Here is an 11,843-nt window from a genome sequence, read left to right as displayed (position 1 = left end):
ATGAGCGCTACGCAGGCAGCAATCACCCAGTTCCTTCCGCTGGCCGCCGACACCTTCGACAAGAACAAGGTGACGCCCGGCCTCCTGGGCTTCGTCGTGTTCGCCGCACTCGCCCTCGGCGTGTGGGGCCTGATGAAGTCGATGAGCAAGCACATGGGCCGCGTCAATTTCGAGGAAGCCCCCGCCCAGGCCGCCCCCGCCCCGGCGGCGGCGGACGGTTCCAAGGCGTAGCCCCACCCCGCGACCCGGCGCGCGAGCGCCGTCCCGCCCGGCACGACCGGGGCGCGACGGCGCTCCCGCGCACGCCGCGACGCACCGTACGGGCCCCGCACCCTGGGTGCGGGGCCCGTACGGACCGGCGTGCGGGTGATCCGGGACGGCGGCTGCGCCGCACGACCGGTGCGCCCGGGGTTCCCGTACCGCCCGGCTAGGGCATCGGTACGCCCATGACCTCCCGCGCCCGGAGGTTCGGGACCAGGCCCAGGCGCCACGCCTGCCAGCCCTCCGCCGGGTCCACCCCGCGCGCCAGGACCACCCCGTAGGTCTCCAGGCAGTCCTCCAGCCGGCCGTCCCGCGACGGGTGCGGTGCCGCCGCCAGCCGGGCCAGCTCCGCCCGCGCCTCCTCCACCGCCGAATCGCCCGCGCCCGCGTACGGCAGCATCGTGCAGCGCAGGAACCGCGCCCAGTCCTCCCCGCGCCGGTCCCCGTACGACACGAACAGCCGCACCGCGTCCTCGCACAGCCCGACCGCCTGCGGCACCCGGCCGTTCCCCGCGTCGATCACCGCCAGCTCCACACAGGTCCACCCCTCCCCGTGCGCCAGCCCGATCCGCCGGAAGTCCGCCCGCGCGTCCACCAGCAGCTGCCGCGCGAAACCCGAGTTGCGCAGGTTCCCCGTCTGCGCCGCCCGCTGGTCCCGCGTCGCCCGCCCCGAGTGGTAGCGGGCGTGCGCCAGCCCGTACACGTCCCGCATCCGCGAGAACATCGTCCGGGCCCGCTCCAGCTCCCGCACCGCCCGGTCCCGCTCACCGTCCTCCTCCAGCGCCTGCCCCAGGTAGTACAGCGTCCAGGCCTCCCCGCGCGCGTCCTCCGCCAGCCGGTGCCGGGCCAGTGCGTCCCGAAGCCGCTCCAGCGCCACCTCCGGATCCCCGTCCACCACCCGGGCCCGCCCCAGCTGCGTCAGCGCCCACGCCTGCCCCCGGTCGTCCCGCGTCCGCCCGTACAGGTCCAGCGCCAGCCGCAGCTCCTCCTCGGCCCGCGCCACCTCGCCCGTCCGCAGGTACACCTGCCCCAGCTGGAAGTGCGCCCACGCCTCACCGTGCACGCTCTCGCTCTCCCGGTGCAGCTCCAGGGACCGCTCCAGCAGCGCCACCGCCTCGCCCAGCCGCGCCCGGTCCCGCTCCACCGCGCCGAGCGCGTGCAGCGCCCACGCCCGGTCGCCCGCCAGCTCCTCCGGCTCCTGGAGCACCAGTGCCTCCCGGATCCGCGCCGCCGCCTCCGGCAGGTTGCCCTGGTGGTGCAGCGTGATCCCGAGCGACACCAGCGCCATCCCCGCACCCGCCTCCTGCTGGGCCTCCCGGTACTGGTCCACCAGGGAGGTCAGCGTCGTGCGCGACTTGTCCAGCTCGCCCAGCTGGCGCGCCGCGATGCCCGTGCGCCACTGCACCGAACGGTTCAGCCGCCCCTGGTCCACCGCCCGCGTCAGCTCGTTGATCTCGCCGAGCCGGTACAGGTCCCCGCGCAGCAGGCAGAAGTCGCACAACGCCCCCAGCAGGTCCAGCACCGCCTGCTGGTCCACCCCCTCCGACTGCCGCAGCGCCGCCGTGATGAAGCTCGACTCGTCGTCCAGCCAGCGCAGCGCCGCGTCCAGGGAGGCGAAGCCGTGTCCGCCGACCGCACTCGATTTCAAAGCGGCGTTCGCCCGCGTCGACATCTTCCCGTCGACCATCCGGATCACCGAGTCCGCGAGCTGCGCGTAGTCCCGGATCAGCCGCTCGTGCGCGGCCGCCGCCTGCGCCCGGTCCTCGTCCGCCGCCAGCCGCGCCGCCGCGTACGCGCGCACCGCGTCGTGCATCCGGTACCGCTCCCCGCGTACGAGGTCCAGCAGGCCCGCGCGCGCCAGCTCGCCCAGCAGCCGCCCGGCCTCCACCCGGTCCGCACCGGCCAGCGCCGCCGCCGCGGCCGCCCCCAGCGAGGCCCGCCCCGCCAGCGTGAGGCGCCGCAACAGCCGCCGGCGCTCCTCCGGCAGCCGGGCGTACGCCAGCTCCAGGGCGTGCTCCAGCCCCCCGCCCCCACCACCGTCCGAGGCCCGCGCCGACCCCAGCGGAGCCAGCACCCGCAGCGCCAGCGGCAGCCCCGCCGCCAGCTCCAGCAGCCCGTCCAGCGCCGGCCCCTCCGGCGCGGCCTCGCCCGCCGCCCGCGCCCCGGCGCGCAGCACCTCGGCCGCCTCCTCCCGGGGGAGCCGCACCACCGGCAGCCGGTGCACCCACGCCCCCAGGTCCGCGGGCAGCTCCAGCGGCTCCCGGGCCGTGACCAGCACCAGGCCCTCCGAGCGCTCCGGCACCAGCGCCCGCACCTGCTCCGCGTCCACCACGTCGTCCAGCACCACCGTCACCGGGAACCCCTGGAGGTGCTGGTGGTACAGCTCCGTCAGCCGGCGCACCTGGGACTCCGCCGACGCCCCCTCGCGGAACAGCAGCTGCTCGCGCGGGGCCCCGAGCCGGTTCAGCAGGTGCAGCAGCGCCTCCCGCGTCGACAGCGGCGCCTCGCCCGCACCCGTGGCCCCGCCGCGCAGGTCCACCGCGCACGCCCCGCGGAACTGGTCCCGCAGCGCGTGCGCCGCCCGCAGCGCCAGCGCCGTACGGCCCGCCCCCGGCTCGCCGTGCAGCACCACGACCACCGGCCGGGTCTCCGTGCTGGCCCGGGCCGCCTGCACCCACTGCGCGATCCGGGTCAGCTCCGCGCGCCGCCCCGTGAACAGCGCGTCCGCGTCCGGGAGCTGCCCGAACGACTGCTCCAGCATGCTGCGCCGCCGGGCCTCCGCGCTGCGGTCGCCCCCGCGCACCTTCGGCGCCGCACCGGTGCCGTTGACCGGCTTCCCGATGCTCCCGTTGCTCCCGTTGGCGACGCGCCCGCGCACGGGACCCCGTACCGAGGCCGCCGCCACCGCCCGCTCCTGCTCCAGGAACGGGCGGATCCCGCGCACCTCCAGGGCCGTCAGCCACTGCAGCCGCAGCTGCTCCGGCCCGCCGGGCCGGCCCGCGGCCCCGGCCCGCCGGTTCGCCGCGGGCACGTGCAGGGCCGTCACCTTGGCCACCGTCGCCGCCGCCCCCGCGACGCCCACGACGATGCCCGCGCTGAACGCCGTCCCCGCGTCCACGCCGAAGGCCAGGTCCGCCCCCACGGCGGCGGCCGCGGCGACGCCCGTCACGAACAGCGAGGTCCCGGTGCTGCCCCGGCGGAAGGCGTCCCCGAGCGACTGCGCCCCGGCGGCGGCCTCGTCCAGCGCCGCGACGTACGCCGCGTACTCCTCGCCCGCTGCCGCCGCGATCCCGTCCAGCGCCTCCCGCCCGCGTGCGAGCAGCGCCTCGGGATCCCCCGCGCCCGCCCGCCGGACCTCCTCCTCGACGGCCCGGGCCAGCACCCGTTCGGCCTCGACACGATGGCTGTCCCGCATCGGCATCCTCCTCGGAGAGCTCCGGAAACGTGCGCCAAGTGTCCTGCGGGACAGTCCGGAGCGCGAGGAATCTGAGCTATTTCAGAGGGAGTTGGGGGCTCGACGGACATCCGCGTGCATATATGTACGCCCCGGGGCGGTCCGGGGCGGTCCGGCGGTCCGGCGGTCCGGGGCTCAGGAACCCAGCACCCGGTCCCGCCAGCGGACGAACAGCCCCTCCGCGTCCCCGGTGTAGGACCACGGCACCCGCGTCGCCCGGTTCTCCAGCAGCGCGAACACCGGTCCCGCGTCCGCCTCCATGCCCGCGTGCACCAGACCGTGCGCCAGGTGGTTCAGGTCCGCCACGTCCTGCGCGTACACCGCAGTCCGCCCCCCGATCCACTTCTCCAGCGCCTCCCGCAGGTCCCACTGCGCCCGCCCGCCGCTCCAGTGCGTGGCCAGCCCGACCGCCGAACGCCCCTGCTCCTGCTGCGCGTACCGGAACTGCTCCGCCCGCGCCACCTGCGGCAACACCACCAGCGGCGAGCCGACCGGCGCGTAGACGGCCGTGTCCCAGGCGAAGTTGTACGCCTCCCCGTGCGAACCGTGCCAGCGCGCCGACAGGTAGCGCAGCGCCTGGTGGTGGCCCTCCCGGTGGAACGGGTCCCGGGCCCGCAGCTCCCGCCACCAGTGCCCCAGGTGCGGATCACCGCCCTCGTACAGCCGGGCCAGCGCCACCAGCGACACGTACGGATGCGGGTCCTCGGGAGCCAGCCCGGCCGCCCGCAGGCAGAGCCCGGAGGCCCGCTCCAGAGCGTCGGGCGCCGGCAGTGCCCCGCCGCGCGCCACCGCGAACAGCCGCATCACCTCGGTCTCCGCGCGCAGCACCGCCGCGTCCGGGTCCGCGGGGTCCGACGCGGCCCACACGTCCACCGTGTGCCGGTCCGCCGCCGCGTCCGCCAGCAGCCGGATGCGGTGCGCCCGCCGGTCCCAGTCCCCGCGCGGATGCTGCGCGAGCAGGTCCCGGGCGCCCTCCCAGCGGCCCATCGCCATGTCCTGGCAGCCTTCTTCCAGGGCCCGGTCACCGAACGCCGGATCGTAGTCCGGGGCCCCGGACCGCCGGCGGCGCAGCCACGCTGACATGCGTACTCCTCGATAGGGGGCCGGTGCGTCAGAAGTCGCTGAGGACGCCGTCCCGGCGGCGCATCGCCCCGGCGGCACCGGCGGCCGCACCGGCGTCCCCGTACAGCTCGCCCCCGACGGCCATCCGGCCGGGATCCAGCGGCCGGGGGCTGAAGTACGGCAGGTCCCGCAGCCAGGCCGCGAACATCGGCACCAGCCCCAGGGCCAGCGCCCCCAGCCCGATGGCCAGCGCACTGCCCGTCAGCTCCGGCAGCGACACCACGAAGACCCAGCCCATGAACACCGCCCCGGCCAGCGGCCACAGCCCGCCGAAGACCAGGTTCCCGGCCGACCGGAACAGCACCTTGCGGTACGCGACCACCGCGGACAGGCCCGCCAGGGCGTAGTAGAAGGCGATGTGCAGCCCGATGCCGCTCACCGCGTCGCGCAGGAACCGCGCACCCGAACCGGCCGTGGCCGCGGCCACCACCACCAGCAGCGCCACGCCGGCCATCCATCCGGTGGCCACCGCCGGGGTGCCCCACGCGCGGTGGATCCGCCCGAACACGCGCGGCACGGTCCCGTCGCGGCCCATCGCGAACAGCGTCCGCGTCGCCTGCAGCAGGGCCGTCTCCAGCGTGGCGACGGTGGACAGCACGACCGCCAGCACCAGCAGCCGGCCGCCCCAGCCGGGCCAGACGGCCTCGCCCAGCTCGGACAGGAAGCCGTCGGGGTTCCTGCGCACCGCGTCCACGCCGATGAGCCGGACGGTGGCGACGGTGAAGAGCGAGAACACCGTGAACGAGACCACCACCGCGATCAGCCCGCCCAGCCCGAAGCCCCGACGGCCGCCCCGCGTCTCCTCGTTGAGGTTGCTCTCCACGTCCCAGCCCGCGTACATGACCCCGGCGACCAGTGCCCCGGCGACGAAGCCGTGGGCGGTGTCGAAGTGCCCGAAGCCGAACCAGGACGCCGAGAACTCCGTCTTGGGCCGGTCGGTGGCGAGTGCCGCGACGGCGAAGGACAGCAGCAGCGCGAGCTGCGTGCCGGTGATGATCCGGCGCGCGTACGGGCCGATCCGCGCCCCGAGCGCCACGACGCCCGCCATGAGGACGAACAGCCCCGCGCCCACCGCCGTGGCCGGGCCGGTGCGGCCGGACAGGGCGGGGTCGACCAGGGCGAGCGCGGCGGCGCCGGCGGGCAGGGTGGCGGAGACCAGGAACACGGTCGCGGACACCACGAGGGCCCAGCCGCTCAGGAACCCGAGGAAGGGGTGCAGCGCCCGCGCCACCCACGCGTAGCTGGCCCCGGCGTTGACGTCGAGGCGCCCGAGCCGGCGGAAGGCCAGCGCGATCCCGATGGTCGGCAGTGCGCAGTACAGCAGCACGGCGGGACCGGCGAGGCCCACGGTGGCGACGAGTACGGGAACCGTCGCGGCGACGGTGTACGCGGGCCCGCACCCGCCGACGGCCATGACGACGGAGTCGAACGTCCCGAACGTCCCGGCCCGCAGCTCCCCCGCACCACCGTTCCCGGTCCTCCTGCCCAAAGCGCTGCCCCTTCCGGCCGTGTCACAGGGGGCCGATCTTGCCGACGTCGAAGTGGAGATACAACCCCTACTCTTCGGTTTCTTTTGTCAACGCAACGCTGAAGAACGGAAACCGACGTCCACATCCTGGACTGCTACGGATTTCGTTGTCTCGCGGAGATGTCGGACGGGCTCGCCCCGGGGGCTAGATTGGCCCCATGTCGAACCGCCTCGCGAACGAGACCTCGCCGTACCTGCTCCAGCACGCCGACAATCCGGTCGACTGGTGGCCCTGGTCGCCGGAGGCGTTCGCGGAGGCGCGGGAGCGTGACGTGCCGGTGCTGCTCAGCGTCGGATATTCGAGCTGCCATTGGTGCCACGTCATGGCCGGCGAATCGTTCGAGGACGAGCTGGCGGCCGCCTACATGAACGAACACTTCGTCAACGTCAAGGTCGACCGCGAGGAACGCCCCGACATCGACGCCGTCTACATGGAGGCCGTGCAGGCGGCGACCGGGCAGGGCGGGTGGCCCATGACCGTGTTCCTCACGCCCGGTGCCGAGCCCTTCTACTTCGGGACCTACTTCCCGCCCGAGCCCCGGCACGGGATGCCCTCCTTCATGCAGGTGCTCGAAGGCGTGCGCACCGCCTGGGTGGGGCGGCGGGAGGAGGTCGCCGAGGTGGCGCAGCGGATCGTGCGGGATCTCGCCGGGCGGCAGCTGGACTACGGGAAGGCCGGGACGCCGGGGCCCGAGGAGCTGGGGCAGGCGCTGCTCGGGCTGACGCGGGAGTACGACGCCGCGCGGGGCGGCTTCGGCGGGGCGCCGAAGTTCCCGCCGTCCATGGTGTTGGAGTTCCTGCTGCGCCACCATGCCCGGACCGGGTCCGAGGGGGCCCTGCAGATGGCCGCCGACACCTGTGAGGCGATGGCCCGGGGCGGGATCTACGACCAGCTCGGCGGCGGGTTCGCGCGGTACTCCGTGGACCGGGACTGGGTCGTGCCGCACTTCGAGAAGATGCTCTACGACAACGCGCTGCTGTGCCGGGTCTACGCCCACCTCTGGCGGGCCACCGGCTCGGACCTGGCGCGGCGCGTCGCGCTGGAGACCGCCGACTTCATGGTGCGGGAGCTGCGGACGGAGCAGGGCGGGTTCGCCTCCGCGCTCGACGCCGACAGCGAAGAGCCGTTGAGCGGCCGGCACGTCGAGGGGGCGTACTACGCCTGGACCCCCGCACAGCTGGCCGAGGTGCTGGGGGAGGAGGACGGGGCGCTCGCCGCCGCGTACTTCGGGGTCACCGAGGAGGGGACCTTCGAGCACGGCAAGTCGGTGCTGCAACTGCCGCAGGACGGGCCCGTGGTGGAAGCCGGGAAGGTGGCCTCCGTCAAGGAGCGGCTGCTCGCGGCGCGGGGCGCGCGGCCCGCGCCCGGGCGGGACGACAAGGTCGTCGCCGCCTGGAACGGGCTGGCCGTCGCGGCGCTCGCCGAGTGCGGGGCCTTCTTCGAGCGGCCGGACCTGGTCGAGCGGGCCATCGAGGCCGCCGACCTGCTCGTCAGGGTGCACATGGACGGGATGGCCCGGCTGGCGCGGACGAGCAAGGACGGGCGGGTCGGGGCCAACGCCGGGGTGCTGGAGGACTACGGCGACGTCGCCGAGGGGTTCATGGTGCTGGCGTCCGTCACCGGGGAGGGGGTGTGGCTGGAGTTCGCCGGGTTCCTCGTCGACCTCGTCCTGGCCCGGTTCACCGCCGAGGACGGCTCGCTCTACGACACCGCGCACGACGCCGAGCAGCTGATCCGCCGGCCCCAGGACCCGACCGACACCGCGGCCCCCTCGGGCTGGACGGCGGCTGCCGGCGCGCTGCTGTCGTACGCTGCGCACACCGGTTCGGAGCCGCACCGGGAGGCGGCGGAGCGGGCGCTCGGGGTGGTGCACGCCCTCGGGCCGCGCGCCCCGCGGTTCATCGGGCACGGCCTGGCCGTGGCGGAGGCGCTGGTCGACGGGCCGCGCGAGGTGGCCGTCGTGGGGCATCCGGAGGATCCGGCGACGGCCGCGCTGCACCGGACGGCGTTGCTGGCGACGGCTCCCGGGGCGGTGGTGGCGGTCGGGCTGCCGCGCAAGGGCGACGGGAGCGGAGGGGAGTTCCCCCTTCTGGCCGAGCGCACACTGGTGCGCGACCTTCCGACGGCGTATGTGTGCCGGCACTTCGTCTGCGCGCTGCCTACGACCGAACCGGTCTCACTGGCTGAGCAGTTGGGTGTGGTTCATCCGTGATTGTGGCAGAGTAGCGTCAATTCCGCTTGCTCAAGAGCCACTTGGAAACGTGGTTTTTATTCGAGCGGCGCCTGAGTTTCATTTTCACTGTCTAGTCTCGTGTCTTCGGGATTGACGAGACGGCGCACTGGGGGGTGCGCGCACGTGGGGGATGCGGAGGCGGCAGGCCGGGGGGCCGGGCCGTCTCCGGGGGGTTTTCGATCGCCGCCTGGGGTTGCGGCTCGGCTGTGGGGGACAGTTTGCTCACCTCTGTCTTTATTGCCGCCATTTCGCTGGCGCTCTTCTGGATGGCCGCGTTCACGCTGTGGTGGCAGATGCACGCCTGGCGGACGCCCGAGACGCTCGCCTCGACCCGCTTCGACAGCCCCGACGGCGGGGGCCGGCTGGCCTTCTCGCTGCTGCTGCCCGCCCGCCACGAGCAGGCGGTCCTGGAGCACACCATCGACCGGCTCCTCGAATCGAGCCACGCCGACTACGAGATCATCGTCATCGTCGGCCACGACGACCCCGAGACGGCCGCCGTTGCCGAGCGCGCCGCCGTCCGGGCGCCCGAGCGGGTGCGGGTCGTCGTCGACCACAACGAGACCAAGAACAAGCCGAAGGCCCTCAACACCGCCCTCCCGCACTGCCGGGGCGACATCGTCGGGGTCTTCGACGCCGAGGACCAGGTCCACCCCGAGCTGCTCACCCACGTCGACCACGCCTTCCGCTCCACCGGCGCGGACGTGGTCCAGGGCGGGGTGCAGCTGATCAACTTCCACTCCAGCTGGTACAGCCTGCGCAACTGTCTGGAGTACTTCTTCTGGTTCCGCTCCCGCCTGCACCTGCACGCCGAGAAGGGCTTCATCCCGCTGGGCGGCAACACCGTCTTCGTGCGCACCGCCGTGCTGCGCGAGGCGGGCGGCTGGGACCAGAACTGCCTCGCCGAGGACTGCGACCTGGGCGTGCGGCTGTCGTCGGTGGGCAAGAAGGTGGTCGTCGCCTACGACTCCGACATGGTCACCCGCGAGGAGACCCCGGGCTCGCTGATGAGCCTGCTCAAGCAGCGGACCCGCTGGAACCAGGGCTTCCTCCAGGTCTACCGGAAGAAGGACTGGCAGCAGCTGCCCGGCCGGGGACAGCGCTGGCTGGCCCGCTACACCCTGATGACCCCGTTCATGCAGGCGGCCACCGGGGTGATCATCCCGGTCAACTGCGCGGTGGCGGTCTTCCTCGACGTGCCCGTGGGCATCGCGATCATCACCTTCCTCCCCATGATCACGGCGATGGTGACGTTCGTCTTCGAGATCGTCGGCCTGCACGACTTCGGCCGCCAGTACGGCCTGCGCGTGCGGTTCACGCACTACCTCAAGCTCATCGCGGGCGGCCCCTTCTACCAGGTGCTGCTCGCGGGCGCCGCGATCCGCGCGGTCTGGCGCGAGCAGCGCGGCCGCAACGAGTGGGAGCTCACCAGCCACACCGGCGCCCACCTGACCTCCGCCACGTCCGGGGCCTCCGCCGGCCCCGCGGCCTCCGCCACGCCGATCCGAGAGGACAGCCTCCAGTGACCGCCACCCTGCCCACGGCCACTGATCCCCAGCCGGCTGACACCACCGCCACCGCCCAGCTGCTGCCCGTGCGCCGGCCGCCCGGCTCCGGCGGCGCCGGTCCCGCGGCCCCCGCGGGCGGCGACGGCCCCGGGCTGCGCCAGCCCGCGTTCACCCGCCCGATGGTGCGCTTCCGCTCCTCCCGCCCGGACCTGCTGCTCTGCGGTGTGATCCTGCTGGCGATCGTCCTCGTACAGGGCTGGAACATCACCAACTTCCCGACCCTGAGCGACGACGAGGGCACGTACCTCGCCCAGGCGTGGGCCGTCCAGCAGGGTGACGGACTGGCCCACTACACGTACTGGTACGACCATCCGCCGCTGGGCTGGATACAGGTGGCGGGCCTGACGTACCTGCCCGCCCTGTTCGTGCCGGAGTCGATGACGGTCGCGCCGATGCGCTTCTCGATGCTGGCCGTCTCCGCCGCGAGCGCGGTGCTGATGTACGTACTGGCCCGCCGGCTGTGGCTGCCGCGCTGGGCGGCGGGGCTGGCGATGGGGCTCTTCGGCCTGTCGCCGCTGGCCGTGGTCCTCCAGCGGGAGATCTTCCTCGACAACCTCGCCGTGATGTGGATGCTGCTGGCCTTCTGCCTCGCCGCGTCCCCCAGCCGCCACCTGTGGCACCACTTCGGCTCGGGCCTGGCCGCCGCCACCGGCGTCCTGACCAAGGAGACGATGCTGGTGGTGCTCCCGGCGCTGCTGGTGACGATGTGGCGCCACAGCCACCGCGACACCCGCAAGTTCGCCGTGACCGGGGCGATCACCGCCTGCGCGATGATAGGCCTCTCGTACCCGCTGTACGCCCTGCTCAACAACGAGCTGCTGCCCGGCGCCGGGCACGTCTCCCTGATCGACGGCATCACCTACCAGATGAGCCGCCCCGGCTCCGGCTTCATCCTCGAAGCCGGCACCGGTTCCAACGGGGTCTTCCGGTCGTGGCTGTACTACGACGCCGTCCTGCCGCTGGGCGGCCTGGCCGGCGCCGTGCTGCTGCTGGCCACCCACCGCTGGTCGGTGACCGCCCGCGCGCTCGCCGGGCCGGCCCTGGCCGTCGTGATCCTGGCCGTGGTCGCGATGCGGCCCTCCGGCTACCTCCCCGCGATGTACGTCATCCAGGCGCTGCCGTTCCTCGCCCTGGTCCTCGCCGGGGGCGCGGCCAGCATCACGCACGCCGTGCTGCGCCGCCGCCGTGCGCCGGGCGAGCGCCGGGGCGTGGTGCACGCGCGCCGCGCGCTGGTCGGCGTACTCGCCGTCGCGGCCGCCGTGTTCGTCCTGCCGCGCTGGTACGAGGGCAACCGCACCGCCCTCACCGTCGACGCCAACGCCCCCTACCGGCAGGCGGCGGCCTGGCTCGGCCGTGAGGTGGCCGACCCGGTGAACACCCGCGTCCTCGTCGACGACGCGCTCTGGCTCGACGCTGTTCACCACGGTTTTGCACCCGGGGACGGGGCCATCTGGTTCTACAAGGCGGACCTCGACCCGGCCGTCACCAAGACCCTGCCGCGGGGGTGGCGGGACATCGACTACGTGGTGTCCTCGCCCACCGTGCGTCGCGACGCGGCGGACCTGCCCACCGTGAAGGCTGCTCTGGAGCACTCGACCGCGGTCGCCGTCTTCGGTACGGGCGAGGACCGTATCGAGATCCGCCGGACCGACCGCGAGAGTGGGAGATGAACCACG

Annotated in this window: 7 protein-coding genes; 4 read left to right on the top strand and 3 right to left on the bottom strand. The window is 74.1% G+C overall.

Annotated features, from left to right (window positions below):
* Nucleotides 1-231 (top strand): hypothetical protein, encoded by a 231-nt coding sequence (locus tag ACIPW5_RS35320; protein ID WP_401254116.1) that lies wholly within the window; start codon nt 1-3, stop codon nt 229-231.
* A gap of 196 nt (nt 232-427) precedes the next feature.
* Here the strand turns inward: ACIPW5_RS35320 and ACIPW5_RS35315 are convergent, their stop codons facing one another.
* The 3 genes from ACIPW5_RS35315 to ACIPW5_RS35305 form a co-directional block, all read right to left on the bottom strand.
* The gene (locus ACIPW5_RS35315) at nt 428-3,676 is read right to left on the bottom strand and encodes a tetratricopeptide repeat protein (protein ID WP_401254113.1); all 3,249 of its coding nucleotides are present in this window, start codon (nt 3,674-3,676) and stop codon (nt 428-430) included.
* A 174-nt stretch (nt 3,677-3,850) separates the two neighbouring features.
* The gene (locus ACIPW5_RS35310) at nt 3,851-4,798 is read right to left on the bottom strand and encodes a hypothetical protein (protein WP_401254110.1); all 948 of its coding nucleotides are present in this window, start codon (nt 4,796-4,798) and stop codon (nt 3,851-3,853) included.
* 28 nt (nt 4,799-4,826) lie between these two features.
* Nucleotides 4,827-6,326 (bottom strand): APC family permease, encoded by a 1,500-nt coding sequence (locus ACIPW5_RS35305; RefSeq protein WP_401254107.1) that lies wholly within the window; start codon nt 6,324-6,326, stop codon nt 4,827-4,829.
* Nucleotides 6,327-6,523: 197 nt separating this feature from the next.
* Between ACIPW5_RS35305 and ACIPW5_RS35300 the strand changes: the two genes are divergently transcribed.
* The 3 genes from ACIPW5_RS35300 to ACIPW5_RS35290 all read left to right on the top strand — a co-directional run bounded on the left by ACIPW5_RS35300 (nt 6,524) and on the right by ACIPW5_RS35290 (nt 11,837).
* Complete coding sequence (locus ACIPW5_RS35300; protein ID WP_401254105.1) at nt 6,524-8,578, top strand: thioredoxin domain-containing protein; 2,055 nt, start codon at nt 6,524-6,526, stop codon at nt 8,576-8,578.
* 239 nt (nt 8,579-8,817) lie between these two features.
* Nucleotides 8,818-10,125 (top strand): glycosyltransferase, encoded by a 1,308-nt coding sequence (locus ACIPW5_RS35295; protein WP_401254102.1) that lies wholly within the window; start codon nt 8,818-8,820, stop codon nt 10,123-10,125.
* A complete protein-coding gene (locus tag ACIPW5_RS35290) occupies nt 10,122-11,837 on the top strand; it encodes an ArnT family glycosyltransferase (protein ID WP_401254099.1) in 1,716 nt (571 codons plus the stop codon). Before ACIPW5_RS35295 ends, ACIPW5_RS35290 begins: the two co-directional genes overlap by 4 nt.
* Nucleotides 11,838-11,843 lie beyond the last annotated feature (6 nt).

The sequence above is a fragment of the Streptomyces sp. NPDC090077 genome (assembly GCF_044747545.1).
GTDB lineage: Bacteria > Actinomycetota > Actinomycetes > Streptomycetales > Streptomycetaceae > Streptomyces.
The sequence above is the reverse complement of the archived record's forward strand: the minus strand, read 5'-3'. Positions and strand labels throughout refer to the sequence as shown.